Below are 25,804 nucleotides of genomic sequence, written 5' to 3' on the forward strand. Positions count from 1 at the left end.
AGATTTCAGGGAACAGTCCAAGCCACGTCAAATTCGTGTGCGCCAAAGTTTCGTACTAGCCGTAAAGTAGATATGCCGCCAGTGTGGTTATGTGTGCATATCGTCATATCGACCGTCAGCGCGAACTCGGATCAATTGCTTTTTATTTGCGGGAATTTTTATTGTTTTAAATAAGTTGCAATTTAGGCGTGGTTCAGTGGCTGCAACTATCGCCAGCGCACGAGGGTGCCGGGTAGTGGGAGCGCCCACAAAAAGCCGCTAGAGTGTGGGACAGTGGTCGCCCGGAACAGATCTGTCTCATCGCCTGGTCGAAAACTGTAGCTTCTCAATTAGACCTATATTAGTTTGTGTCGTTTGGATAGCGCGACATTTTGATCACATCTCCAGGCCTCAGCGGGCGGGGGCTATATGCGGTGTAGCCGAACAGGCGATACGGACTGGATGACATGTAATGTATAGATCTGTCGCACCTGCGGTTCCAGGCGAGACGATGATCATATCAGCGAGTACCGTGCGCGACCGGTGTTGCCAGTTGTGAGCGCGATTCATCAAACCGCCGCGACGCCAGCACTCTGCGAATCGTTTCACCGCTGCTGACGCTTCGTCATATCAGCTGCGGGCCATACGGCCGGTGAGTGTTCGCGACGTTCTGATTCGACGCGAGTTCACAACAGCTGGGCTGCCGGATAATATACGCAATACGCAGTTGGTTTATCGTACCGGCGTACCGGTTCATTTGTTCCGCATCGCCGTGCAAGGGACGAACACAACGGACATTGAGTTAGCCGACGGTAGTCCACGGGCTGAAGACCTTTAGTCGCGCAATTTCCAACCGCGGCCACGTAAAACGCTCGGCTGGAAAACTCCGCCGAGCAGTTCGGCAAAAGGGACGGACAAGTTGCCTGGCAGGCCAATCGTTGGGAAGCCACGATAGCGGGCGTTTTTTCGGCGCGCGGGGATTATTTCGTCGTCGGTTTCCGCCTTCCGGCAGCCGGGTAGCGTCGAGGCTCTCGGCTGTTCAACATCGCCTGTTTCTCGACAGCGGGTTCATCGTCGACTTCGGCTTTCGCAGACGTTCTCCGGTTTAGCGGCTCGTCCCGCTTCGTCTTTCGCAGGGTGCCGGCGACGCGAAGCGTTTTTGTTGCCGTCGTTTTCGTCTCGTTGTTGATCAGTCGCTTGTTTCATCTTCGATCAACGTTTTGTTTTGCGCTGATTAAATGTCTTCGCTTATTCTGTTACTTGCCGAGCCTCGCGAATTCACTCAGGCTGCCACTACACTACCGGAAAATATAGTCACTCTGGGGGAAGAGTGCCACTGGGATCCACGTTTCTAGCTTCGATCTGTAAAGCTTGTTGCAACACAGGGAAAAAAATAGTAGCTGATACAGCTTGTTGAACGGTAGTATTACGCTTAGCCGAGTCGGGTCACCACTCAATACGCCATGCGGTGTGATGATCTGCTCCAGCGATGCTGATCTGCTGACGCCACGGGTCTCCTTATTGAGATTTCGAGCCGCGGGCCGGAACACAGCTTTCGGAGATTTATTCGCGCCGCGCTCACTTTCGTCGGTCATTTTTGCATGAAAACTGTCGTACGGTGTCCAGTTTCTGATGAGATCATCGGAAGGCGCATGTCTGCGTAAAGCAAAAAGTGGGAGAAGCTGCGGAACGGAAATGATGGACCAGCTGAGCCTGACGTCGGCATCGTCCCTTTTTTCTGCGCTCTAGTTGCCAGCGGGATCTGTTATCATCAGCCGGTTCGCACATGCGGGACAGCTGACACGTTCCATAAGCAAGCGGATACGGAGAGAGAGCTCAGCCGGTGTCATGGGAAGTGAAGGTTCCCTGAGCTGAGGACGATGGCGCACCTGCATTTCACGGTGATGGGGGAATCGCCAGGTCTGCTTGTTGAGACACATCGAGTAACGTCTTCGGCAGTAACTTCCAGTGAATCGGTCCTGCTTTCGACTTGTTTCTGCGCAGTGTCGGCAGTCGCCGACACGTCGGCTGCTACGACCGACTCGTCGATACCGTGGTGACGAGAGCATCAAACAGACGCACGTACCTGATCGGCACGAAAGTTCCGGCGAAGGGCTCGTCCATGAGCACGATCGAGGGCCTGCACATGGCAGCGGCGACGCACACGTGTTGCGTACGCCTCGACGTCAATGGATATTACCGCACCTTCGGCCTGCCGATGACGCGTGAGTGCGCTCGGCCGGCTGCTTTATCAGCGCCGCGAGCAGCCGAACCGACCATCGAGGCGGTTAACACGAGCAGCTCGGTCGGCGATGATTACAACGTCGCGGGTCTGCCATCATCATCAGCAGGGTTGACTTGCCGCACCCTGATGGGCCGACGATGCTGACGAACTCGTTCTTGTTCAGTGTCAGCGTCGTGCTCTCAAGCACCTCCAAGGCGTCCGAACCACGTCCGTAGACCTTGCGGACTCCGTCAACGACGAGGCTGCCGGCATGCTGCGTTGCCACTTCACTCTCCCTTCGTCACACCCTGCTGCCACCGCAGCAGACGCTTCTCCGCCAACCCGAACAACAGGTTCAGGGCGATTCCGATCAACCCGATCAGCACGAACGCCGACCACATGTCGAGGTAGCGGAAGCCGGACTGCGCGACCATGATCTGGTGACCGAGGCCAGCCGTGGTCGCATACATCTCGGAGACCACCATGAGAATGAGCGCGATACCCAGGCTCACCCGGAGGCCCGCCAGGATCTGCGGCGAAGCTGCCGGCAGGACCACCAGGCGATAGCGCAGCGCTACGCGACATACGCATGCTGCGCGCGCTGTCGAGCCACATTCGATCCACTCCGGCGACGCCGTCACAGGTGTTGATCATGACGACCCAGACACTGCCCAGGAAGATCAGGAAGATGTTCATGTTGTCCGCGATCCCAAATATCTGCACGGCGATGGGCAGCAGCATCGTGTTGGGAATCGCTGAGAAGAACCTCACGCTGGGCGCATACATGCGGTTGAGCGTCGGGCTGCTCCCGAGCAGCAGTCCACAGAAGATTCCGACGACCACGGCGGCGGCCCACCCCTGGGCGAAGCGGGACAGGCTCGTCAGCGCCTCATCCCAGAACAGGTTCGACAGGAACCCATCCGCCACGTGAGCGGTGGTCCACATCTCGACGAAGCGCTCCGTCACCTTCGAGATCGGCGGGAAGAAGAGCGACTCGCTTCGTCGTCCCAGCAACTCCCACACCGCCAGGAACGCGGCGAGCATCCACAGGCTTCCCAGGACGAGACCGCACCGCGCGACCAACGCGCGGGCGATGGCCCGGCAGCGTTTCGTCCGGCCCGTGGGCAGGGTGATTCCCGCCGTCTGCTCAGCCACGGTGCTCCCACCTCACCAGACGCTGTTCGAGTCGGAGCAGGCCCGAGAAGAGCAGGGCACCCACCACCCCGAGAAGGAGGACCCCGGCGTACACCACATCCGGCCGATCGGCCTGCGTGTACTGGACCAGGACGGTTCCGACGCCGGTTCGGGCGCCCAACAACTCGGTCGAGATGATGACGATCAGGCCGATCCCGACTGCGATCCGGATCCCGGTCAGGATCGAAGGCAGGGCACTGGGCAGCACCACGAGGACCTGACGCCGCCACCAGGACCATTGCATCGAGCGCGCGGCCTGCAGACGCATCCGTTCCGTCGATGCCACGCCGTAGGTGGTGTTGATCAGGATCGGCCAGAGCACGGCGTACACGCCGATGGCCACCTTCATCTGGGTCCCCATCCCGAGCGCCATCACGCCGATCGGGATGAGTGCCGTGGCCGGAATCGACCGAAGGCTGTTGACCAGGACCATCGCCGGCCGCTGCAGCGCCCGATGACTGCTCACCAGGGGACCACGGTGCTCATCGGCGCAGTTGCCGGAGTCGCTCTCGGTCTCCTGGTGAGCAGTCATCGGGCGCTGCAGCGGCCGGCGATGGTCCTGGTCAACAGCCTTCGGTCGATTCCGGCCACGGCACTCATCCCGATCGGCGTGATGGCGCTCGGGATGGGGACCCAGATGAAGGTGGCCATCGGCGTGTACGCCGTGCTCTGGCCGATCCTGATCAACACCACCTACGGCGTGGCATCGACGGAACGGATGCGTCTGCAGGCCGCGCGCTCGATGCAATGGTCCTGGTGGCGGCGTCAGGTCCTCGTGGTGCTGCCCAGTGCCCTGCCTTCGATCCTGACCGGGATCCGGATCGCAGTCGGGATCGGCCTGATCGTCATCATCTCGACCGAGTTGTTGGGCGCCCGAACCGGCGTCGGAACCGTCCTGGTCCAGTACACGCAGGCCGATCGGCCGGATGTGGTGTACGCCGGGGTCCTCCTTCTCGGGGTGGTGGGTGCCCTGCTCTTCTCGGGCCTGCTCCGACTCGAACAGCGTCTGGTGAGGTGGGAGCACCGTGGCTGAGCAGACGGCGGGAATCACCCTGCCCACGGGCCGGACGAAACGCTGCCGGGCCATCGCCCGCGCGTTGGTCGCGCGGTGCGGTCTCGTCCTGGGAAGCCTGTGGATGCTCGCCGCGTTCCTGGCGGTGTGGGAGTTGCTGGGACGACGAAGCGAGTCGCTCTTCTTCCCGCCGATCTCGAAGGTGACGGAGCGCTTCGTCGAGATGTGGACCACCGCTCACGTGGCGGATGGGTTCCTGTCGAACCTGTTCTGGGATGAGGCGCTGACGAGCCTGTCCCGCTTCGCCCAGGGGTGGGCCGCCGCCGTGGTCGTCGGAATCTTCTGTGGACTGCTGCTCGGGAGCAGCCCGACGCTCAACCGCATGTATGCGCCCAGCGTGAGGTTCTTCTCAGCGATTCCCAACACGATGCTGCTGCCCATCGCCGTGCAGATATTTGGGATCGCGGACAACATGAACATCTTCCTGATCTTCCTGGGCAGTGTCTGGGTCGTCATGATCAACACCTGTGACGGCGTCGCCGGAGTGGATCGAATGTGGCTCGACAGCGCGCGCAGCATGCGTATGTCGCGTAGCGCTCGCTATCGCCTGGTGGTCCTGCCGGCAGCTTCGCCGCAGATCCTGGCGGGCCTCCGGGTGAGCCTGGGTATCGCGCTCATTCTCATGGTGGTCTCCGAGATGTATGCGACCACGGCTGGCCTCGGTCACCAGATCATGGTCGCGCAGTCCGGCTTCCGCTACCTCGACATGTGGTCGGCGTTCGTGCTGATCGGGTTGATCGGAATCGCCCTGAACCTGTTGTTCGGGTTGGCGGAGAAGCGTCTGCTGCGGTGGCAGCAGGGTGTGACGAAGGGAGAGTGAAGTGGCAACGCAGCATGCCGGCAGCCTCGTCGTTGACGGAGTCCGCAAGGTCTACGGACGTGGTTCGGACGCCTTGGAGGTGCTTGAGAGCACGACGCTGACACTGAACAAGAACGAGTTCGTCAGCATCGTCGGCCCATCAGGGTGCGGCAAGTCAACCCTGCTGATGATGATGGCGGGGCTGCTTCCGCCCACGGAGGGCAGGGTGTTGGTCGGTGGCCAACAGGTATCGGGTCCGCCGGCCGGGCTCTCGGTGGTCTTCCAGGACTACAGCCGCTCACTCTTTCCGTGGATGTCGGTTCGGCGCAACCTGCTCGCGGCGCTGGTCGTGGAGCGGCTGCCGAAGCCGGAAGCCGAGCTGCGCGTCGAGCAGGCGCTCGCAGCCGTCGGGCTCGAGGGCCGAGGTGCGATGTATCCGTGGCAGATGTCGGGCGGGATGCAACAACGTGTGGCCATCGCCCGCGCACTGGTTACGGAGCCCTCGGTCATGCTCATGGACGAGCCCTTCGCCGCGGTGGACGCGCAGACTCGTGCCGATCTCGAAGATCTCGTCCTGCGCGTGCGTCATGACTACGACGTGACCGTCGCTCTCGTCACCCACGACATCGACGAGTCCGTCTACATGGCGGATCGAGTGGTCGTGCTCGCAGCCGGGCCGGGGCGGGTGATCGGCGACCTGCCGGTCGCGCTGCCGCGTCCGCGGGACCAGGTCGAAACGAAACGGGACCGCAGGTTCGCGGAGTTGCGCGCCGAAGTGTTCTCGATGGTGATGCGGCCAGGGACGCGCACGGTGCATGCCCCGTGAGTACAGGCATGAACGGCCATCGTCAGATTTCTCGAAAGGACTTCCTTCCATGATGAATTCACCCCACCGGCTACGGCTGGCTGCATCGGCGGTCGCTGCTCTCGTGGCGACGACGACAATCGCTGCCTGCTCCGGAGACGACAGTGGCGACGACGGGTCGCTACGCGTGACAACCCTCGGCTTGTGCAACGAGATCCCGCTGTACTGGGCGCAGGAGAAGGGGCTGTTCGAAGATCACGACGTCGAGGTCGAGCTGGTCAAGTCGACCGGCGGAGCTGCGGCACTCACTGCGCTGCAGAGCGGAGACATCGACCTTGCCTTCGCGAATCCCTTCTCCACGATGATCGCTCTCGATCAAGGGCTGGACCTGCGGTGGATCGCCACCGCGTACGAGACCACGACCGACGAGGCGAAGGCGGCGAATGCCGTCGTGGTCTCCGAGGGCGGTGGCCACGCCGACGCGGTATCGCTCAATGGGGAGACGATTGGCGTCAACGAGATCGGCGGGATCAACGAGATCATCACACGCCATTGGCTGGCGCTCGGTGGTGGTGACCCCGACTCGGTGAAGTTCGTGGCTCTGCCGTTCAACGAGCTGGCATCGGCCGTTGCCACCAACAAGGTTGCAGCAGCACAGATCCCGAAGCAGAACGTGGATCCCGAGCTGGGCCTCACCAGCTTGGGTGACCCCTATGTTGCCGCCGGTGATGGTGGCGGCCTGGTCTTCGCGGGCTACGTGTCGACGAGCAAGCAGGCCAGCAAGCGCGAGGACGACCTGTCAGGCTTCCAAGCCGCGTTGATCGAGGCGAACGAGGCGATCAACGACGAGGCGAACGACGACGAGCGCTTCGCGATCGCGGCCGCGAGATGCAAGCAGGACCCAGAAGTGCTCAGCACGTTGCCGGAGAACATCTACGAAGCCAGGGTCGACGTGGATGCACTGTCGAGAATGGGCGCGATGTTGGAACAGCAGGGGCGCCTCGACGCCGCACCTGCTGCCTCCGACTTCGTGCCGGAGTGGGTGGCGACGAAGTAGTCCCACGCGCCGAAGGGCCCTGCCCAAGATCAGCGAGATGGCGGTTTCTAACGGTCCTCGCAACACCTGATGGTTTAGACGGCTGTCAGTAGATCACGCAGACGCTCGGCTGGAGTTTTCCAGCCGAGCGTTTTGCGTGGCCGGCGGTTGAGCTTTTGCGCGACTAGCTCGAGGTCTTCGGGGCCGTGGACCGCTAGGTCGGTGCTCTTGGGGAAGTACTGGCGCAGCAATCCGTTGGTGTTCTCGTTCGATCCGCGTTGCCACGGCGAGTGCGGGTCGCAGAAGTAGACCGGTACGCCGGTCGCGATCGTGAACTGCTTGTGTGCGGCCATTTCGCAGCCCTGGTCCCAAGTCAGCGAGCCCCGAAGATGTTCCGGCAGACTCGCGATCAGCGGGATCAGAACGTCACGAACCTCCTCGGCCGTATGGCCACCGGGCAGGTGACCAAGCATCACGTAGCGGGTCGAGCGTTCGACCAGGGTCACGATCGCGGACTGCGAGTTGGTGCCGACGATGAGGTCACCTTCCCAATGCCCTGGCACGGCACGGTCGGCGACCGCGGCCGGGCGCTCGCTGATCATGATCATCGGGTCACTGAACCGCTGGGTGCGTTGGTCGGGTTGCCGGTGCGGCTTGCGGCGGGTCCGTCCGGTCCGTAATGCCTGGGCAACTTCACGCCGCAAGCCACCGCGGGCCTGGACATAGATCGCCTGGTAGATCGTCTCTGTGCTCACCCGCATGCTCTCGTCGGTGGGGAACTTCTCGACCAGAGCGTGACAGATCTGTTCGGGCGACCACTGATCCTGCAGTTTGGCTGCTACATAGCGGCGCAGCGGACCTTCCGCGGCCAACTTGCTGGCCTTGGGACGGCTCCGCGAAGCAGACCACGCCCGGTGCGCGGCGTAGGGGCGGTAGACGCCGTCGCGTGAGCGGTTGTCCAGTTCGCGCTTGATGGTCGATGCCGACCGACCAAGCTGCCTTCCGATCTCACGCAGCGAGGCATTGCCCCGGCGCAGGTCGGCGATCTTCTCTCGCTCGACGAGCGTGAGGTACCGCGGATGTAACTGGGCTTCCAACGCCGAGACTGTCGGCGCTTGCTGTCCCTCGACATGGGTGCTCACCCCTGTCTTGTAGTTCACCCACCGACCATCGGGGTGCAGGCGCGAGCCGTTGATCTTCCGAATTCCCTTGTCCCAGTCCTGTGCAGTGCGGGGGTTGACCCCGACTCGGGCGGCAGCCACAAGGCGTCGAACTCCTGCCGCACGCAACCGGTCGTACTCCCCACGCCCTGGGTGCGGGCCGGTACCGGGCTTGCCACGACCACGAACGCCCGCCCTGCGGGCCCATCCATAGGCAGTGTTCCGATTCGCTCCGACCGCACGGGCAGCGGCCGTAACGCTGCCGCCCTCACGATCAAGAGCCTCGAAGAACAGCGCCTTCAACTCCTCAGAAACCACGATCCCCGCAACCCCTTGAAACTCAAGGTGTTGCGGGGATCGCTAGAACCCAAGGATCTTGGACAGGGCCCTTCAGCGTGCGCCGGGCATCGGCTCAGAGCTTGACCGCGACAGCCTTCTCGCGCGTGAACTCGTACATGCCGCGGTAGCCCTGCCCAGAGGAGAATCCGCTCTGCTTGGCCATGTTGAAGGGGAGCCCGATCACGCCGGCGTCGGAGTACTGGTTGACGGCGATCTGGCCCGCCGTGATGTCCCGGGCCATGCCCAGGGCGCGTGAGACGTCCTGGGTCCAGACGCACGCCAGCAGTCCGAAGTCGGTGCCGTTGGCGAGCGCGAGCGCCTCGGCGTCGTCGGCGAAGGTCTCGACGGTGAGCACGGGCCCGAAGATCTCCTGGTTGACCACGGGGTGGCCGGCCTCCTTCACGCGCAGCACCGTAGGTGCAAGGAAGTACCCCTCCTCCCGGCCATCCGGTCGCGCGCCACCGAGGAGGAGCTCCGCTCCCCGGGATCGTGCGTCCCCGATGATGCCGTTGATCCGGTCGTGCTGGGCGGCATTGACCAGGGGACCCATGTCCACGTCCTCATCCCAGGCGCCGACGCGTACGGCGGACATGCCCGCGAGCACACGATCGGTCACCTCGTCGGCGATCCGTGCATCGACCAGCAGCCGGGAGCCCGCGTTGCAGTTCTGACCGGCGTTCTCGGTGATGCCCCGCACGATGGACGGGACCACCCGGTCGAGATCGGCATCGGCGAACACCAGCTGGGGTGACTTGCCGCCGAGCTCCAGCTTGACCGGGGTCAGGTTCTGGGCGGCGTTCTGCATCACCAGCCGGCCCGTGGCGACGGACCCCACGAAGCTGACGTGATTCACCCCCGGATGCCCGACGAGGGCCGAGCCCAACTCGGGTCCGACGCCGGTGACGACGTTCAGCACACCCGGCGGGAGGCCGGCTTCGTGAGCCAGGTCGACCATCGCGTGCAGGACCAGCGGAGCGACCTCGGAGGGCTTGAGCACCACCGAGTTGCCGGCTGCCAGGGCGGGAGCCAGGTTCGAGGCACCCAGCACTGCTGGAACGTTCCAGGGCAGCACGATGGCACACACGCCGTACGGCTCGCGGGTGGTGTAGCCGAAGTAGTCGGGACTGCGGACCGGGAGGGTGGCACCGGTGAGCTTGTCTGCTGCTCCGGCGGCGTAGGAGATGATCGAGCCTGCGATCTGCACGTTGAGAAGTCCGGCGGCCAGGGGCTTGCCGACGTTGCGGCTCTCAAGGGCCGCGAGTCGGTCCTGGTTGGCGAAGACAAGCCCCGCCCAGGTTCCCAGGATCGCGCCTCGTTCGGAGGGGGACCGTCGAGCCCAGGCGCGGCTCGCTGCGTGGGCTGCGGTCACCGCCCGGTCGACGTCCTCGAGAGTGCTGGTGTGGATCACGGCGTGCGGCTGGGCCAACGCCGGGTCCACCAAGGACAGGGGATGGCCGCGCCCCTCCCACGCACCGTCGATGAAGCTGCCGAAGTGGTCGGTGACGTTCTGTGTCGGGCTCACGCTCGGATCGTCACGTGCAGCATCTCTGTTGTCAAGATGACATATCGCATTGCGGTACATGCCGCAGTATGGCCGCGAACCGCCCGCAAGTCGTCCGTTTGGGGCCCTGGTTCGAGTTCTGACGAAGTTTCTGTCTTGGATTATGAGCAAACGTCTTGCAATACGTGATGGTGATCGTGGATCGTGTACCCATCCAGTGATCTGGGTCACTGGGCGCAGATCCAGCCTCGCCGCTCGTGAGCCGAGGCTGTAGGACCGGGCGCAAGCCCTTGGAACTCGAGGAGCGAGACGGATCATGCGGAACTCAAAACTGACTGCGGTCCTGGCTGCCGCCGGCATGCTGGCCGCGCTGGCTGCCTGTGGCACCGATGACGATTCGGGCGGGAAGGCAGCCGACACCCCGAGCGTGGACAAGTTCGCGCTCGCGAAGGGCGAGGCTGTCGGTGAGCCCGGCAGCGCCACCCCGCCGCAATGGATCGGGGAGGGGGCCGTGCCCGAGGGGCAGCCCGACATCAATGGCGACGGCAAGGTCGTCGTCGGTGCCATCACCTCCGGTGACATCAAGGACGGCACCTACTACCAGAGCATCGCCGACGCTGTTGCCTTCGCGGCCGATCAGCACGGCTGGGAACAGACCGTCCAGGGCCTCGTGCCGCTCAACCAGGCCGCCACGGCGGCGGAGAACCTGTGCCGTCAGAAGGCCGACCTCGTCGTGATCGGTGACTCCCAGCTCGTGCAGGCCCTCACTGCCGCGAAGAAGCCGGCGTGCAAGGACACGTTCTTCTACCTCCAAGGCGGCTACGGCTCCCCGGAGCAGGACGACACCTTCACCCAGTCGTACGACGTGGGGCTGGACTACGCGTACGTCGCGGGCGCCGCAGCCGGTGCCTACATGAAGGCCAAGGGCATCGAGAGCGCTGGCTTCATTGCCGGGCTCGCCGCTCCGTTCAACACCACCATCGGTGCGGTGTTCAAGCAGGGCGTCCTCTCCGAGGCACCCGAGGCCGATGTGATTGAGACCTACACCGGTGACCAGATCGACGTGGGCAAGGCGGTTGAGGCCTTCGGTGCCCAGCAGTCGCAGGGCATCGGCCTCGTCTATCCCTACTTCGGTGCTCCGACCCTCGCCGTTGCCAAGAAGGCGAATGCTGCCAAGATTCCGGTCCTGGGGTCGCCGACCGACGTCTGCGACGCCGACGAGATCTCCTTCATTGGCACGGTCGTCTTCGGCCCCGGTTACTACCTGGCTCCGCTCCTGGACGACTTCGCGGCCGGCGAGCTCGAGCTCGGACAGACCCGGAACTGGCGCCTCGGCGTGGATCCCGTCCCGGTGGTCAAGCCGTGCGCCTCGGCAGGTGACGACTCCGCGCTGATCGACGCCGCGATCACGAAGGCCCAGGACGACATCAACAACGGCAAGGTCAACCCGTTCGCACTCGCCGGTGACGGCAGCTGAACTGATGACCACGGTTTCTCCCGGTGACATCGGGCATCCGGTGCTCCGGATGTCCGATGTCACCAAGTCCTTCAACGGGGTGGCGGCATGCGACGGCGTCGACTTCTCGGTCGCCGCCGGTGAAGTGCACGGTCTGCTCGGGCAGAACGGTGCCGGCAAGTCCACTCTCATGAACATCCTGATGGGTCTCGTCCGTGCTGACCGGGGCACCATCGAGATCGCTGGGCGCCCACGCAGCATTCGCGGACCCCAGGATGCTCGGCTGCTCGGCGTGGGCATGGTGCACCAGCACTACAGCCTGATCCCGACCCTGTCGGTCTGGGAGAACGTCGCCCTCAACGGTGTCGGAAAGATCGAGCGGGACGTCCTCGTCTCCGCGATCAGCGAGACCAGCGAACGGTTCGGGCTGCAGGTGGATCCGCTGCGGAGGGTCGGTGAGCTGAGTGTCGGCGAACAGCAGCGCGTCGAGCTGGTCAAGTGCTTGATCGAGAAGCCTCGACTCCTGGTTCTCGATGAGCCGACCGCGGTCCTCACTACCAGCGAGTCCCGGTCGCTCTTCAGCATGCTGGAGGAGCTCGTTGGCGACGGTGCCTGTTCGGTGATCCTCATCAGCCACGATCTCGGTGAGATCCGGCGAGCCGCCCAGCGGGCCACGGTGATGCGCGGTGGCCAGGTGGTGGCGCAGGTCGAGCCGGCCACCGTGAGCGCCGCGGAGCTGGCCCGCCACATGATCGGTCGTGACCTACCGCGTCCCGACGCGGCAGCTGCCATCGGTCTGGAGGTCGGGACCGGAGCTGCCGAGCCCGGGCAGGAACCGGTCGCGGCGCGCTCGGATGAGCCGGTGTTGCGGATCGCCGGCGCCGCGGCGGGAACCAAGGACGGCAAACGACGCCTCGACGGGCTCGACCTCGAGGTGCACGCCGGGGAGATCCTCGGCGTCGCGGGGGTCGAGGGCAACGGCCAGGCCTGGTTGGCCGAACTCCTGCTCGGCGGCCTCTCGTTGGATTCCGGCACCGTGCACGTCGCCGGACGTCGGATCCCGGTCGGGCGTCCCGGATGCACCAGGGCCGCGCGGGTAGCGGTGGTGCCCGAGGACCGCCGGGTCTCTGGTTGCGTGCTGGACATGTCCGTGGCCGAGAACCTCGGCCTCGCGTCGCTGGAGGCGATGTCCCGCTTCCGACTCGTGTCGAGGACGCGCCTGCGCGCGTTGGCCCAGCGGCTCACCGAGGAGTTCGACGTGTCGATGGCCTCGATGGACCAGCCGATGCGTTCGCTCTCCGGTGGCAACCAGCAGAAGGTGGTGCTGGCCAGGGAGATGTCGACGGACCCGGAGGTGCTGGTGCTGGCCCAACCCACACGTGGGTTGGACGTCGGTGCCGTGGCATTCCTCCATGAACGGGTGCGGGCCGCCGCCCGCGACGGCGTGGCGGTGCTCCTCATCTCGACGGATCTCAACGAGATACTCCAGCTCTCCGACCGGATCGCGGTGATGTACCGCGGCCGGGTCCAAGGCGAGTTGAGTCGTTCCGAGGCCGATGCAGAGAAGTTGGGACTGCTGATGGGAGGGATGAGCGCATGACGGACACCGAACTGTCCCCGCGACAGCCTGCTGACCAGGAGCAGGCTCCGTCGACCCGTGGGGTCGTCGGGGCCGACGCCGGCGCGGCCCGGCTGTTGGGAAGCCTCCGGGCCTCCACCGGCCCGGCAGTGGAGCAAGTGGTCATGTTCGTGGTCTTCCTCGCCTGCGGTGTCTTGGCGGGGTTGCTGTTGGGGGGACTGACGGGGCACTCGCCGAGCGTCATCTGGTCCACCCTGGTCCAGGGGAGCGTCGGCGACGCGACCTCGATCGCCTTCACCCTGACTGCCGCGGCGCCGTTGTTGCTGGTGGCGACGGGCACTGTCATCTGCATGCGTGCGGGACAGTTCAACATCGGTCAGGAGGGCCAGGTCACCCTCGGTGCGATCGGTGCCGGTTTCGTGGTGTTCAAGATCGACGCCTCGACGTCCCTGCTGATTCCGCTCGCCTTCGTGGCGGCCATGGTCGCTGGGGCACTCTGGGCCGCGTTGGCAGCCGTGCTGAAGTTCAGCCGTGGCGTCGACATCGTGGTCACGTCGCTGCTCCTGGTGTTCCTCGCAGAGCAGCTCCTGGTCGCTCTGATCAGTGGGAACGGACCGCTGCACGACTCGGGTGACGGCGTACTGGGTGCCGGCACGGCTTCGCAGTCGCCACCCGTGCCGGACGCAGCGATCCTGGGCGGCATCAGGATGTTCGGCGTCGATGTGCCGATCGGCTTCGTGATCGCCCTCGTCGTCGCTGTCCTGGTGGCCTGGTTCCTGCGATCGAGCGTGCCCGGGTACCGCTTGCGGATCCTCGGAGAGAGTCCTGCGGTCGCGCGAACGCTTGGCGTGCGTGAGTCCCGCACCGGCACCTGGGCGGTGATGGCGAGCGGGGCGCTCGCCGGCGCTGCTGGAAGTGTCGTACTGCTCGGCCAGAGCTTCCAGATCCACGGCAACTTCGCCAGTGCCATCGGCTGGAACGGCCTCCTGATCGCCCTGGCTGCGCGACTGAACACTGGGATCAGCATTCTGCTGGCGTTGGTGTTCGGCGCGATGACGGCGGGCGGCGGTCTCCTCGGTGGGCAGGGAGTGCCGACTGATCTCGTCAACGTGATGACGGCAGCCGTCATCGTGGCCCTGCTGTGTCCGCCGGTGGCGCTGGCCGCCCTGAGGCGGCGCAGGCAACGTCGAAAGGTTGAAGCGGCATGAGCATCGGAATGGACGCCCAGACGATCCTCGCGGCATCCGTGCCGCTGACGGTGCCGCTGCTGTTCGCGGGCCTGGGGGAGTACGTCGCCCAACGCGCGGGCACCTTCAACCTCTCGGTCGAGGGGATGATGTTGTCCGGAGCCTTCTTCGGTGCCTGGGGCGCCTCCGCCAGCGGATCGCCCCTGGTCGGTCTGCTGACCGGCGCGGCAGCGGCGATGGTCGTGGCCCTGGTGCACGGCAACCTCAGCCACCGGATGCAGCTGAACACCTACGTGGTCGGACTGTCGCTCAACGTCCTGGTGCTGGGACTGACCAGCTATCTGCTGACCAGCGCCACGCTCACTCTCCCGAACGTCTCGGGCACGAGGATTCCCCTGCTGGCGGACATCCCGGTGATTGGTGAGCCGTTCTTCGACCAGCCGTGGGTCGTCTACCTGGTGCCGGTGGTGGTGCTCCTCATCTGGGCGGTCCGGCGCACCAGGGTCGGGCTCGAGCTGAGGGCCTGCGGAGACGATCCGACAGCCAGTGACCTGACGGGCATCAAGGTCAACGCCAGAAGGCGCCAAGCATTGCTCTGGTGCGGGTTCTGCGCCGGTATCGGCGGTGTCTACCTGTCGGTCTTCCAGGCGAGCTCGTTCACGTCGGGGATGACGGCCGGCCGGGGTTACATCGTCATCGCGGCCGTGATCTTCGGAGGCTGGATGCTGCGCGGCACGATCGGCGCGTGCGCTCTCTTCGGCGTCGCCCAGGGACTGCAGCTGGCGTTGCCCGCGATCGGCTTCAGCTTCTCGCCGCAGCTGCTCACCGCCGTTCCCTACCTGCTGGCGATCGTGTCGCTCGTGGTGCTCGGCAACCGGCTGCACCGACCGATGGCGTTGGGGCAACCCTTCGCTCCGTCCCGTTAGCTGGCGTGGCGAACGGTCCCTGAGCACCACGTGCGAGGAGCCGCCGCGATCTGGTGATCGTGGCGGCTCCCGGCGTGGTGCTTCAGTCGAAGAGAACGACGCCGCGGGTGTTGATCCCGGCATGCATGTCGGCGAACCCCTGCCCGATCTCGTCGAGCGTGTAGGTCCGGGTGATCAGCTCGTCGAGCCGCAGGTTCCCCGCCCGGTAGAGGTCGATCAGGTTCAGGATGTCCCACGTCGGGTTGCACTGCCCGAAGAGTGAGCCCTGGATCCGCTTCTGGTAGAGCGTGAGTTCGGCCAGGTTGACCGGGATACCGCTGTTGGCGCTGTTGCCCAAGCCGGTCACGACAGCCGTTCCGCCCTTGCGGATCGCTGCGAACGCGTCGCCCACGTGGTGGGACTCCACGATCCCCACGGTGACCACGGTGGAGTCGGCGCCTTGACCGTTCGTCAGCTGACGGGCAACTTCAGCTGCCTCCGCCATGTCGGCGAAGGCATGGGTGGCGCCCATGAGCTTGGCCTGCTCCCTCTTGAACTCCACCGGGTCCACGGCGATCACGGCACCGGCGCCCGCATGGAGGGCGCCCTGGACGGCGTGGATGCCGATCCCGCCCACACCCATCACGATCACCACGTGGCCCGGGCGGACTGCTGCGGAGTTCACTGCGGCACCCCAACCAGTGGCGACACCGCAACCGACGAGGCAGGCCTTGTCGAGAGGGATGTCGTGCGGCACCTTCACTGCGGAAGCCGCGGAGACCGTGGTGGTCTCCATGAAGGCCGAGACGCCGCACATCTGGCCGACGGGCTGACCGCCGTCGGCCAAGTGGACGCGGGGCCGCTCCGGCGCCATCCAGACCTTGCCGCCCTCGTCGCAGAGGTTCTGCATGCCGCTGGCGCACCAGCGGCAGCGTCCGCACGCGGGGAGGAAGGAGAGAACCACGTGATCGCCTTCGGCCAGGCCCGACACCGAGGGGCCGACCTTGGTGACCACTCCCGCGCCTTCGTGGCCGAGGGCGAACGGATAGATCGCGACCGGTGAGTCGCCCACTGCGATGTGGTCGTCGGAGTGGCACAGCCCCGCAGCCACCATCTTGACTTGGATCTCGCCCTCGGCCGGGTCACTGACCTCGAGGTCGACGACCTCGTAGGGCCCCGGTGCGCTTCGGACGATCGCGCCACGTGTTCGCATCTGTTGCCTGCTCCCATCGGTTGAGGAATGACGGCAGGACGCGGCCACTGCCGGGCGTCGAGCCGACTCTGCTCCCGTGCGTGGCTAGTGCGCGCACAGGCGTGAAGCGACAGTAGGGCAGGTCCAAGCTTTGCGCAATGCGAGACGTTGACTCACCTTGCGAGACGGGTTAGCGTGATCGGGCAGTCCTGGACGTCAGTTTGATTTTCTTCTCCAGAGGACGATTCATGCCAGATTACGAGACTTTCGACCATCATTCCGCCGAATGTCGCGACGACATCGTCGGCTACTACGCGGCCTTCCGTGACAAGTGCCCAGTCGGCCGTTCGGACGTGCACGAGGAGAACGGCTACGTCTACCTGACCAGGTACGCCGACGTCTTCCGCGTGGCGCGCAACGACGAACTCTTCTCGTCCACCCGCGCCAAGGCCGGCCTGGTGGGCACCGCGATCGTGATCCCCAGTGGGAACTTCGGTGAGAACCTGCAGTTCCCGCTGGAGATGGATCCGCCGGACAACGTCGAGTACCGCAAGCTGCTCGACCTGATCCTGGCTCCGGCCGCGGTCGACGAGCTGCGGCCGATGATCGCCCGCCACGCATCCCGGATCGTCGACGAGTTCATCGAGACGGGCAGCGCGGACCTGGTGCGCGATCTCGCCAATCCGCTGCCGAGCGCGGTGACCCTCGACTGGCTGGGATTCCCGGAGGAGGACTGGCTGCGGATCGGCCGACCGATCCATGACACCTTCACCTCGGAGCCCGGAAGCGAGCGCCAACGGCGCGCCATCGAAGGCGCCATCTACATGGAGCAGCGGATCGCGGAACTGCTCGCCGAGCGCCGCGCGACGCCGGGGGACGACACGATCTCGCTCCTGCTCCAGCAGCGCAAGGCGGACGGCTCGCTGTTCACCGACGCCGAGCTGCTGTCCGTCATCGGGATCGCCATCTCCGGCGGCGTCGACACCACCACGTCGCTCACCGGGTCCGTGCTCGTCCATCTGGACGAGCACCCGGAGATGCGTGAGCAGCTGATCCAGGCGCCGGACCTCCTGATCGACGGCACTGACGAGTTCCTCCGGCGCTACGGGTCCGTCACCGCAATGGCCCGCACCGCCACGGCCGACACCGAGATCGGCGGTTGCCCGGTCAGTGCTGGCGAACGCGTGCTGGTTCCGTGGTTCGCAGCCAATCACGACCCGGCGGTCTTCCCCAGCCCGGAGCAGGTCCAGCTGGACCGCGACGCGAGTCGCCACCTGACCTTCGGGATCGGGACGCACCGGTGCCCGGGCTCCCACCTGGCTCGGGCCATGTTCCAGGAGATGATCCAGCAGGTGCTGACCAGGTTGCCCGACTACCGGGTGGATCGCAGCGGACTGGTGGGGTACCCGTCCCGCGGCAATCACATGGGCTGGGACGTCATCCCGGCAACCTTCACGCCAGGCCCCCGCGTCGGGACCCAGGTCCAGCAGTTCACCGCTGCCTCCGAGCACGTTGCGGACACCTTCGAGGTGGTGGTCGAAGAGGTGTGCGACCAGGCCGACGACGTGATCAGCGTCGCGGTGGCAGCGGCCGACGGCTCGGTGCTGCCCGCATGGTCGCCTGGCGCGCACCTGGAGTTCCGCCTGCCGTCGGGGCGGCTGCGCCAGTACTCGCTGTGTGGCGTACCGGGGGATCGCGGGGTCTACGAGGTCGCCGTGCTGCGGGAGCAGGCCGGTCGGGGTGGGTCGGTCGAAATGCACGAGATCGCCGCGCCCGGGACCCGACTGACCGTCCGCGGCCCGCGCAACCACTTCCCGCTCGTCGATGCCGAGGACTATCTCTTCCTGGCCGGTGGCATCGGCGTGACGCCGCTGTTGGCCATGGCGCGCGCGGCATCGGGGCGCGGCAAGCAGAGCATCGTCGTGTACGGCGGCCGCTCGCGGGGCTCGATGGCCTTTGCCGACCGCTTCGGCGACCTGCCCGGCGTGGAGGTGGACCTGGTTCCCCAGGACGAGCGAGGGGTGCCCGACCTCGAGGCGATCATCGGTCGAGCGGGGCCGGGGACCGCGATCTACTGTTGTGGTCCCAGCGCGATGATCAATGCCGTGCAGGAGGTGTGCGACCAACTGGGGCGCCGGTCGCAGTTGCACGTCGAACGCTTTGCGGCGAGCGACGAGATGGAGGCGCGATTGGCCTCGACGGACGACAACCGTCCGTTCAAGGTGGAGCTCGCCCGAACGCGCAAGGTGCTCGACGTACCTGTCGACAAGCGCCTGATCGAAGTGGTGCGTGAGGAGCTTCCCGGTCTCAACTATGACTGCGAGAAGGGCTTCTGTGGTTCCTGCGAGACGCGGGTCCTGGCTGGCAGGCCCGAGCATCGCGACGAGGTCCTGACGGAGGAGGAGCGCGCCCGCGGCACCTCGATGATGATCTGCGTCAGCAGGTCCGCCACGGACCGGATCGTGCTTGATCTCTGATCATTGGGACGGCCCGGCGCCCATGGTTGGCGCGCGGTGAACGACGGACGCGGCAACACCGAAACGGTGTTGCCGCGTCTTTCATTTGCGCAGGTCAGAAGCCTGATCGTGACGTGAAGAGGTGGCATGACGGACGTTGTTTGGGCCCCTTTGAACACGGCCAAGCGTTTCAGTTGACAAGACATCATCTCGCATTAGAAGATACGTCACATGCACCTGGTGACGACTGACGCCGGTATCGGCCGCCTCGAATCCGACGAGGTCGCGTTGCTGGACACGCCGTTCCCACACCTCGGTGCGGTGTTGGCGGACGCCGGTTCCTTCGCCCCGCTGGCCACTGCCTCGGTGCGTTCGCGAGTCCCGCTCGCCGGCGCCGAGATGGTTGCGCCGCTGGGCACTCCGGGCGCGCTCTGGGGGTGGGCCTCAACTACCGCTCCAAGGCGGCTCGTGCCGGCCGGGACCTGCCGACGGACCCGATCCTCTTCCTGGCGGCACCGACTTCCGTTGCGGCCCCCGGCGCTCGAGTCGCGGTGCCCGCAGGAGTGACCGAGGAGATGGACTACGAGGCCGAGATCGCGCTCGTGATCGGCCGGCCGCTCTACCGGGCCTCGGAGAGTCAGGTGTGGGACTGCATCGCCGGCATCACATCGGCCAACGACATGACGGCCCGTGACGTGATGCGGGCGACCGCAACTCCTGTGCTGGCGAAGAGCTTCCCAGGATTCAAGCCGCTCGGCCCCTCGGTGTGCACCGTCGACGAGTTCGCGCAACGTGACGACATCCCGGTCCGGTCCTGGGTCAACGACGAGCTGCAGCAGGACGACACGAGCGCCGGCTTCATCTTCCAGGTGCCGGAGCTCCTCGCCCGCATCTCCCGACACACCCCTCTGCGTCCTGGTGACGTCGTCCTCACCGGGACGCCGGCGGGCACCGGACAGGACCGCGGATGCTTCCTGGTCCCCGGCGACCGCATCCGCATCGAGATCGGTCCACTGCTGCCGCTGATCACCACAGTGGTCGACGGTCACACCTGATCCGCCGCCGACGTCCGGGCGTCGGCGTACCCATCCTCACCTTTGGCCGACCAAGGAGTCGACATGACCGTCTCGAACCATCCGCAGTACGACCTCGTGCTTGCCGCCGGCACCGTGCTCGACCCGGCCTCGGGTCTCAACCAGCGCTGCGACGTCGCCGTCAGCGGGGAGCAGATCGCAGCGATCGGGCCCGACCTGGCCAGCCACGGCGCCACCGTCGTCGACTGTGCCGGATCCTTGGTCGTTCCGGGCCTGGTCGAGGGACACAGCCACATCTTCCAGCACGTCTCGAAGGTCGGTGCCCCGGCCGACGAGGCCCATCTGCGTCGCGGCGTCGTCGCAGTCGCGGACGCGGGCACGGCGGGAGCATCCACCTTCGACGCCTTCCGCAAGCTGACCGTCGAGGGCAACCAGATGCGGGTGGTGAACTTCCTCAACGTGTCGGTCCTCGGCCTGATCGATTTCCGGTTCGGGGAGTTGCTCAACCCCGACACCCTGAACGTCGAGGACGCGCTCGCCACGGCGGAGGCCAACCCGGACGTCGTGCGTGGCTTCAAGATTCGGCTCTCCGAGGACGTCGTCGGTCCGCGGTGGAGGACGTTGCTCAAGAAGTCGATCGACCTTGCCGAGCAAGCAGGGCTGCCGCTGATGATGCACATCGGTGAGACCGAGGAGCCGTTGCCGGCGGTGCTCGAGTACCTGCGTCCCGGTGACATCGTCGCCCACTGCTACACCGGCAAGCCGCACGGCATCCTGGATGGTGATCGGGTGCTGCCCGAGGTGATGGAGGCACGGGAACGCGGTGTTCTCTTCGACTCCGCGCACGGTCGCAGCAACCTGAGTTTCGAGGTGGCACGACGCGCCATCGCGGACGGCTTCCTGCCTGACCTCCTGAGCTCCGACACCAGTGCACGGAACTGGCACGGCCCCGTCTTCGACCTGACCACCAGCATTTCCAAGCTGCTCGCTCTCGGAGCCCCGTTGGAGGAGTGCATCCGACGGGCGACCGTGGTCCCGGCCGAGCTCCTCGGACTCGCGGGCGAAGGCTATGGCCGCTTGGTGGTGGGCGGGCCGGCACACGTGACGGTGCTGACCGAGACCGCCGAGGTCGTGCTCCCCGATGCCTCCGGGAACCAGATCACCGCTCCGCGACTGGAGCCGACCACGGTCCTGCACCGTGGCGCGTTCGTCGAGACCACCCCGTGGCGCGGGGCAGCTTCGGCGTGACCTCCGTGCACCAGGCACGCGCGAGGCTGCGCGCGGGGTTGGCGGCGGGAGAGCAGCTGCGCGGCACCTTCGTGAAGCTGCCTTCGGCGGACGTCATCGAGGTTGCCGCTGCGACTGGGCTGGACTTCGTCGTCGTCGATCTCGAGCACTCCACGTTGGGGGAGCACGATGCCATCGGACTGGTCCGTCATGCCGATGGTGTCGGGTTCCCGGCACTGGTCCGGCTGCCCTCGGTGGACCACGGTCTGGTCGCGCGGCTGCTGGAGAACGGCGCGGCGGGCATCCAACTGTCCTCGCTGCGCTCCCACGAAGAGGCCAGGACCTTGCAGAATGCCTGTCATCACGCGCCGCGCGGCGAACGGTCGGTCAGCCTCGCCAACCGGGCTGCGGGGTTCGGCCGGACCGCGCTCGCGGACTACCTGGAGCGGGAACAGGAGTCTCCTCCGGTGCTGGTGGGACAGATCGAGTCCGATGTCGAGGGCGACCTGAGCAAGGTCCTGACCGGCCTCGACGTCGCGTTCGTGGGGGTCACGGACCTGGCGGTCCACCTGGGACTTCCGGATCGAGAGCAGCTCGACCGCGCGGTGGGGGAGATCCGTCGCGCTGCCGAGCGCGCCGGAGTCAACTTCGGCGGCTGGGCCGCGAGCAGTGCGGACGCCGCGGCGCTGGACGGCGCGGGATATGTCGTGATCGGTTCCGACCTCCAGCTGTTGGCCACCGCGCTGCACGAGCTCACTGCGCCACACATCGATTGACCAACCACCACTTGGAGGAGCCATGAGCACGCTCAACCCCCACCTGTTCGGCAAGGTCGTCAACTGGGACGACATCCCCCAGCGGGAGGTGCGGCCAGGGGTACGACGGCGGATCTTCTCCACCGACGAGGTGATGATCGCCCACCACGAGCTGGAGGTCGGGATGACCTTGAACCCGCACCGCCATGAGGACTTCGACCAGTTGGTCTTCATCGCGCAGGGCCGGTGCAACTACTACGTCGATGGGACGCCCAACGAGATGGGGCCGGGTTCCTTCCTCCTGGTGCCCAGGGGAGCGGAGCACTACGTGGAGCCGACCCAGGGCCCCTGCATCAACATCGACTTCTTCACGCCGCCGCGCGCCGACCTGCTGGCGAAGCTCGAGGGGCCACTGACCCCTCCCACAGATCCTGCGTGACCGCAGGCCCACGACACGTCCGAGGAGATGCGCCGATGTTCCACAAGGTCCTGGTCGCCAACCGCGGTGAGATCGCCGTACGAGCCTTCCGGGCGGCGTGTGAGCTCGGCGTGCGCACGGTGGCCGTCTTCCCGTGGGAGGACCGCAACAGCGAGCACCGGCTGAAGGCTGACGAGGCCTACCAGATCGGTGAGCCCGGGCACCCGGTGCGGGCATACCTGGATCCTGAACTGGTGGTCCAAGCCGCACTGCGGGCCGGCGCGGACGCCGTCTACCCCGGCTACGGGTTCGCGTCCGAGAACCCGGATCTCGCCGCGGCCTGTGCGAAGGAGGGAATCACCTTCGTCGGGCCCGACGCAGAGGTCCTTGCCCTCACCGGAAACAAGGCACGGGCGGTCGAGGCTGCGCGGAGTGCCGGCATCCCGGTGCTGGCGAGCGTGCCGCCGTCTGCCGACCCGGAACAGCTGTTCCGCGCCGCCGCCGCGTTGCCGTTCCCGGTCTTCGTCAAGGCGGTCGCAGGCGGTGGTGGCCGGGGCATGCGACGGGTGGATGAGCCCGCAGCACTCGCCGACGCGATCGCCACCTGCATGCGGGAAGCCGAGGCGGCGTTCGGTGACCCCACGGTCTTCGTCGAGCAGGCAATGGCGGACCCCCGGCACATCGAGGTCCAGGTCTTGGCGGACGCCGACGGTGAGGTGATCCATCTCTTCGAACGCGACTGCTCGGTCCAACGGCGTCACCAGAAGGTCGTCGAGATCGCGCCAGCTCCCGGGCTGGACCCCGAGCTCCGTGACCGGATGTGCGCCGACGCGGTCACCTTCGCCCGCGCCATCGGCTACGTCAACGCAGGAACCGTCGAGTTCCTCCTCGGACCGGACGGTTCCTATGCGTTCATCGAGATGAACCCACGGATCCAGGTCGAGCACACGGTGACCGAGGAGGTCACCGACGTGGACCTGGTCCGGGCGCAACTACGGATCGCGGCCGGGGCGACACTGGCCGATCTCGGGCTTGCCCAGGAGCGGATCCTGGTGCGTGGCGCTGCCCTTCAGTGCCGGATCACCACGGAGGATCCCGCCAACGGGTTCCGGCCCGACACGGGGCGCATCACCGCCTACCGTTCGCCCGGTGGATCCGGGGTCCGGCTCGACGGCGGCACCGCCTACACCGGCGCCGACGTGAGTGCCCACTTCGACTCGATGCTCACGAAGCTGACCTGCCGGGGGCGCGACTTCCACACGGCGGTGACCCGGGCCCGCCGTGCCATCGCCGAGTTCCGGATCCGTGGCGTGGCCACCAACATCTCGTTCCTCCAGGCGGTGCTGGACGAGCCGGACTTCGTCGCCGGCCGACTGACCACCTCCTTCATCGAGGACCACCCGCACCTGCTCACGGCACGCTCCAGCGCGGACCGAGCAACCAAGTTGCTCGCGTGGCTGGCGGACGTGACCGTGAACCAGCCGTACGGCGTCGCTCCGGTGACGGTGCCGGCGGCGGCCAAGTTGCCTCCCGTCGACCTGACGTCGACGCCACCGGAGGGTTCGCGGCAGCTGCTCGGCCGCCTCGGTCCCGAAGGGTTCGCGCGGCACCTGAGGGAACAGGACACGGTCGGGGTCACCGACACCACCTTCCGCGACGCTCACCAGTCACTCCTTGCCACGCGGGTCCGTAGCCGCGACCTGCTCGACGTGGCTGGCCATGTCGCTCGGCTCACTCCTCAGCTGCTCAGCGTGGAGGCCTGGGGAGGTGCCACGCACGACGTGGCACTCCGCTTCCTGGCCGAGGATCCGTGGCAGCGACTCGAGGGTCTCCGTGAGGCGATTCCGAACGTCTGCCTGCAGATGCTGCTCCGTGGTCGCAACACGGTCGGGTACACGCCCTACCCCGTGGCCGTGACCGACGCCTTCGTCGCCGAGGCGACCCGCTCGGGCATCGATGTCTTCCGGATCTTCGACGCGCTCAACGACGTGGAGCAGATGCGTCCCGCGATCGACGCGGTGCTCCGGACCGGAACCGCCGTGGCCGAGGTGGCGCTGTGCTACACCGGCGACCTCAACGATCCGGCGGAGGAGACATACACCCTCGACTACTACCTTCGGCTGGCGGAGCGGATCGTTGCTGCCGGCGCGCACGTGCTGGCGATCAAGGACATGGCGGGGTTGCTCCGTGGCCCCGCGGCACGGCGGCTGGTGCTGGCGCTGCGGGAGGAGTTCGAGCTCCCCGTGCACCTGCACACCCATGACACGGCCGGGGGCCAGTCGGGAACCCTGCTGGCAGCCATCGTCGCCGGTGTCGACGCCGTCGACGCAGCGAGCGCGCCGATGGCCGGCAACACCTCGCAGCCCTCGTTGTCGGGACTGGTGGCCGGGACGGACCACGCTGCCCGGGAGACGGGACTCGATCTGGACGCGGTCTGCGCGCTCGAGCCCTACTGGGAGGCGATGCGCCGAACGTACGCGCCGTTCGAGTCGGGACTCCCGGCTCCGACCGGGCGGGTCTACACCCACGAGATCCCGGGCGGGCAACTCTCCAATCTCCGGCAGCAGGCGATCGCGCTCGGACTGGGCGAGAGGTTCGAGGAGGTCGAGACGACGTACGCAGCCGCCAACCAGATCCTCGGAAACATCATCAAGGTGACGCCGACCTCCAAGGTCGTGGGCGATCTCGCCCTGCACCTGGTGGGCAGCGGCGTCGACCCGTCGGACTTCGCCCGGGAGCCGGAGAAGCACGACATCCCCGACTCGGTCGTCGGCTTCCTCGCCGGGGAGCTGGGGACCCCGCCCGGTGGCTGGCCGGAGCCGTTCCGGACCCGGGCGCTCGCCGGACGTGAACCACGTCGGGCAGCCGTGACGCTGTCGGCGGTTGATGAGGCCGACCTCGCCGCGTCGCCCCGTGGCACGCTGGACCGGCTGCTCTTCCCCGGTCCGTCTGCGACCTACCGGGAGAGCGTGGAGCAGTACGGTGCGCTGACACTGCTGCCCACGTTGGAGTACCTCTACGGACTGCGTCCCGGGCACGAGCACGTGGTCGAGCTCGAAGCCGGCAAGACACTCCTGATCACCTTGGAGTCCATCAGCGAGGCCGACGAACGCGGCTTCCGGACCGTGATGTGCACCATCAACGGACAGCTGCGACCGATCACCGTGCGAGACCGCTCCATCGCGTCGGAGACGCCGGCCCGGGAACGCGCCGACACCTCCCGGCCCGGACAGGTGGCTGCGCCGTACGCCGGCGTCGTCACCGTCCTTGTTTCGGAAGGTTCCCACGTGGAGGCGCATGACGTTGTCGCGACGATCGAGGCGATGAAGATGGAGGCCCAGATCACCGCACCGGTTGCCGGAGTGGTGCAGCGGGTCCCGGTCGCGGGGCCGCAGGGCGTCGAGGAGGCGACCTCCTCCTGGTGATCGAGTGACGCACGGGCCCGCAGGGGCTCCGGCCGCGGTGCGGCCCGAGGGGCCCGGGGGC

21 protein-coding genes and 1 pseudogene are annotated in these 25,804 nt (G+C 66.2%); 15 read left to right on the forward strand and 7 right to left on the reverse strand.

Annotated elements, in window-relative coordinates; genetic code table 11:
* Positions 1 to 2,101 precede the first annotated feature (2,101 nt).
* Positions 2,102 to 2,368, forward strand: a complete 267-nt coding sequence (locus L1066_RS01740) for a hypothetical protein (RefSeq protein ID WP_235734643.1) — start codon at positions 2,102 to 2,104, stop codon at positions 2,366 to 2,368.
* Here the strand turns inward: L1066_RS01740 and L1066_RS28300 are convergent.
* The 4 genes and pseudogenes from L1066_RS28300 to L1066_RS01755 all read right to left on the reverse strand — a co-directional run bounded on the left by L1066_RS28300 (position 2,268) and on the right by L1066_RS01755 (position 3,863).
* Positions 2,268 to 2,489, reverse strand: a complete 222-nt coding sequence (locus tag L1066_RS28300; RefSeq protein WP_376707627.1) for an ATP-binding cassette domain-containing protein — start codon at positions 2,487 to 2,489, stop codon at positions 2,268 to 2,270. The genes L1066_RS01740 and L1066_RS28300 overlap by 101 nt on opposite strands.
* Before the next feature lies 1 nt (position 2,490).
* A complete protein-coding gene (locus tag L1066_RS01745) occupies positions 2,491 to 2,760 on the reverse strand; it encodes an ABC transporter permease (RefSeq protein WP_235734644.1) in 270 nt (89 codons plus the stop codon).
* Between the two features lie 76 nt (positions 2,761 to 2,836).
* Positions 2,837 to 3,247 (reverse strand): annotated as a pseudogene (locus L1066_RS28305) (ABC transporter permease); the annotation flags it as partial.
* A 103-nt stretch (positions 3,248 to 3,350) separates the two neighbouring features.
* A complete protein-coding gene (locus L1066_RS01755) occupies positions 3,351 to 3,863 on the reverse strand; it encodes an ABC transporter permease (protein ID WP_235734646.1) in 513 nt (170 codons plus the stop codon).
* Here L1066_RS01755 and L1066_RS01760 point away from each other — a divergent pair.
* Genes L1066_RS01760 through L1066_RS01775 form a run of 4 tightly spaced genes read left to right on the forward strand, consistent with a single transcriptional unit; the run spans position 3,852 to position 7,130 of the window.
* A complete protein-coding gene (locus L1066_RS01760; RefSeq protein ID WP_235734647.1) occupies positions 3,852 to 4,430 on the forward strand; it encodes an ABC transporter permease in 579 nt (192 codons plus the stop codon). The genes L1066_RS01755 and L1066_RS01760 overlap by 12 nt on opposite strands.
* Positions 4,423 to 5,289: an ABC transporter permease gene (locus tag L1066_RS25815; protein WP_235734648.1), complete on the forward strand. Its 867-nt coding sequence runs from the start codon at positions 4,423 to 4,425 to the stop codon at positions 5,287 to 5,289. The genes L1066_RS01760 and L1066_RS25815 overlap by 8 nt, the downstream gene beginning before the upstream one ends.
* A 1-nt stretch (position 5,290) precedes the next feature.
* Positions 5,291 to 6,094: an ABC transporter ATP-binding protein gene (locus tag L1066_RS01770; protein ID WP_235734649.1), complete on the forward strand. Its 804-nt coding sequence runs from the start codon at positions 5,291 to 5,293 to the stop codon at positions 6,092 to 6,094.
* A 49-nt stretch (positions 6,095 to 6,143) separates the two neighbouring features.
* Positions 6,144 to 7,130, forward strand: coding sequence for an ABC transporter substrate-binding protein (locus L1066_RS01775; protein WP_235734650.1), 987 nt, complete (start codon positions 6,144 to 6,146; stop codon positions 7,128 to 7,130).
* 74 nt (positions 7,131 to 7,204) lie between these two features.
* Here the strand turns inward: L1066_RS01775 and L1066_RS01780 are convergent, their stop codons facing one another.
* Together L1066_RS01780 and L1066_RS01785 are read right to left on the reverse strand one after the other, a co-directional pair.
* Positions 7,205 to 8,398 carry an IS30 family transposase gene (locus L1066_RS01780; RefSeq protein WP_249224046.1) on the reverse strand — a complete coding sequence of 398 codons (1,194 nt, stop codon included), beginning with the start codon at positions 8,396 to 8,398 and terminating at the stop codon, positions 7,205 to 7,207.
* A gap of 283 nt (positions 8,399 to 8,681) precedes the next feature.
* Positions 8,682 to 10,130 (reverse strand): aldehyde dehydrogenase family protein, encoded by a 1,449-nt coding sequence (locus L1066_RS01785; RefSeq protein WP_235734651.1) that lies wholly within the window; start codon positions 10,128 to 10,130, stop codon positions 8,682 to 8,684.
* A 295-nt stretch (positions 10,131 to 10,425) separates the two neighbouring features.
* Here L1066_RS01785 and L1066_RS01790 point away from each other — a divergent pair, with 295 nt between their 5' ends.
* The 4 genes from L1066_RS01790 to L1066_RS01805 are packed head-to-tail and all read left to right on the forward strand — an operon-like array spanning position 10,426 to position 15,257.
* A complete protein-coding gene (locus L1066_RS01790; protein ID WP_235734652.1) occupies positions 10,426 to 11,586 on the forward strand; it encodes a BMP family ABC transporter substrate-binding protein in 1,161 nt (386 codons plus the stop codon).
* A 4-nt stretch (positions 11,587 to 11,590) separates the two neighbouring features.
* Complete coding sequence (locus L1066_RS01795) at positions 11,591 to 13,165, forward strand: ABC transporter ATP-binding protein (RefSeq protein ID WP_235734653.1); 1,575 nt, start codon at positions 11,591 to 11,593, stop codon at positions 13,163 to 13,165.
* Positions 13,162 to 14,352 (forward strand): ABC transporter permease, encoded by a 1,191-nt coding sequence (locus L1066_RS01800; RefSeq protein ID WP_235734654.1) that lies wholly within the window; start codon positions 13,162 to 13,164, stop codon positions 14,350 to 14,352. The genes L1066_RS01795 and L1066_RS01800 overlap by 4 nt, the downstream gene beginning before the upstream one ends.
* Positions 14,349 to 15,257, forward strand: a complete 909-nt coding sequence (locus L1066_RS01805; RefSeq protein ID WP_235734655.1) for an ABC transporter permease — start codon at positions 14,349 to 14,351, stop codon at positions 15,255 to 15,257. Before L1066_RS01800 ends, L1066_RS01805 begins: the two co-directional genes overlap by 4 nt.
* A gap of 82 nt (positions 15,258 to 15,339) precedes the next feature.
* Here L1066_RS01805 and L1066_RS01810 read toward each other — a convergent pair whose 3' ends face one another.
* Positions 15,340 to 16,449 (reverse strand): NDMA-dependent alcohol dehydrogenase, encoded by a 1,110-nt coding sequence (locus tag L1066_RS01810; protein ID WP_235734656.1) that lies wholly within the window; start codon positions 16,447 to 16,449, stop codon positions 15,340 to 15,342.
* Between the two features lie 227 nt (positions 16,450 to 16,676).
* Between L1066_RS01810 and L1066_RS01815 the strand changes: the two genes are divergently transcribed.
* From L1066_RS01815 to L1066_RS01840, 6 genes are all read left to right on the forward strand, one after another.
* A complete protein-coding gene (locus L1066_RS01815) occupies positions 16,677 to 18,905 on the forward strand; it encodes a cytochrome P450/oxidoreductase (protein ID WP_235734657.1) in 2,229 nt (742 codons plus the stop codon).
* Between the two features lie 416 nt (positions 18,906 to 19,321).
* Positions 19,322 to 19,939, forward strand: coding sequence for a fumarylacetoacetate hydrolase family protein (locus L1066_RS01820; protein ID WP_235734658.1), 618 nt, complete (start codon positions 19,322 to 19,324; stop codon positions 19,937 to 19,939).
* Positions 19,940 to 20,002: 63 nt separating this feature from the next.
* Positions 20,003 to 21,166, forward strand: a complete 1,164-nt coding sequence (locus L1066_RS01825; protein ID WP_235734659.1) for an amidohydrolase/deacetylase family metallohydrolase — start codon at positions 20,003 to 20,005, stop codon at positions 21,164 to 21,166.
* Positions 21,163 to 21,921, forward strand: coding sequence for an HpcH/HpaI aldolase family protein (locus L1066_RS01830; protein ID WP_235734660.1), 759 nt, complete (start codon positions 21,163 to 21,165; stop codon positions 21,919 to 21,921). The genes L1066_RS01825 and L1066_RS01830 overlap by 4 nt, the downstream gene beginning before the upstream one ends.
* Positions 21,922 to 21,943: 22 nt before the next feature.
* Complete coding sequence (locus L1066_RS01835) at positions 21,944 to 22,339, forward strand: cupin domain-containing protein (protein ID WP_235734661.1); 396 nt, start codon at positions 21,944 to 21,946, stop codon at positions 22,337 to 22,339.
* Positions 22,340 to 22,374: 35 nt separating this feature from the next.
* Positions 22,375 to 25,743 (forward strand): pyruvate carboxylase, encoded by a 3,369-nt coding sequence (locus tag L1066_RS01840; protein ID WP_235734662.1) that lies wholly within the window; start codon positions 22,375 to 22,377, stop codon positions 25,741 to 25,743.
* Positions 25,744 to 25,804 lie beyond the last annotated feature (61 nt).

The sequence above is a fragment of the Nocardioides alcanivorans genome, assembly GCF_021555175.1.
In the GTDB taxonomy this organism is placed as follows: Bacteria; Actinomycetota; Actinomycetes; order Propionibacteriales; family Nocardioidaceae; genus Nocardioides; species Nocardioides alcanivorans.

Excerpts from the sequence above, each read along its gene's own strand:
- L1066_RS01815 (WP_235734657.1), top strand. The coding sequence starts at position 16,677 with ATGCCAGATTACGAGACTTTCGACCATCATTCCGCCGAATGTCGCGAC.
- L1066_RS01740 (WP_235734643.1), top strand. The coding sequence starts at position 2,102 with ATGAGCACGATCGAGGGCCTGCACATGGCAGCGGCGACGCACACGTGT.
- L1066_RS01835 (WP_235734661.1), top strand. The coding sequence starts at position 21,944 with ATGAGCACGCTCAACCCCCACCTGTTCGGCAAGGTCGTCAACTGGGAC.
- L1066_RS01795 (WP_235734653.1), top strand. The coding sequence starts at position 11,591 with ATGACCACGGTTTCTCCCGGTGACATCGGGCATCCGGTGCTCCGGATG.
- L1066_RS01840 (WP_235734662.1), top strand. The coding sequence starts at position 22,375 with ATGTTCCACAAGGTCCTGGTCGCCAACCGCGGTGAGATCGCCGTACGA.
- L1066_RS01790 (WP_235734652.1), top strand. The coding sequence starts at position 10,426 with ATGCGGAACTCAAAACTGACTGCGGTCCTGGCTGCCGCCGGCATGCTG.
- L1066_RS01760 (WP_235734647.1), top strand. The coding sequence starts at position 3,852 with ATGACTGCTCACCAGGGGACCACGGTGCTCATCGGCGCAGTTGCCGGA.
- L1066_RS01810 (WP_235734656.1), bottom strand. The coding sequence starts at position 16,449 with ATGCGAACACGTGGCGCGATCGTCCGAAGCGCACCGGGGCCCTACGAG.
- L1066_RS01775 (WP_235734650.1), top strand. The coding sequence starts at position 6,144 with ATGATGAATTCACCCCACCGGCTACGGCTGGCTGCATCGGCGGTCGCT.
- L1066_RS01800 (WP_235734654.1), top strand. The coding sequence starts at position 13,162 with ATGACGGACACCGAACTGTCCCCGCGACAGCCTGCTGACCAGGAGCAG.
- L1066_RS01805 (WP_235734655.1), top strand. The coding sequence starts at position 14,349 with ATGAGCATCGGAATGGACGCCCAGACGATCCTCGCGGCATCCGTGCCG.
- L1066_RS01825 (WP_235734659.1), top strand. The coding sequence starts at position 20,003 with ATGACCGTCTCGAACCATCCGCAGTACGACCTCGTGCTTGCCGCCGGC.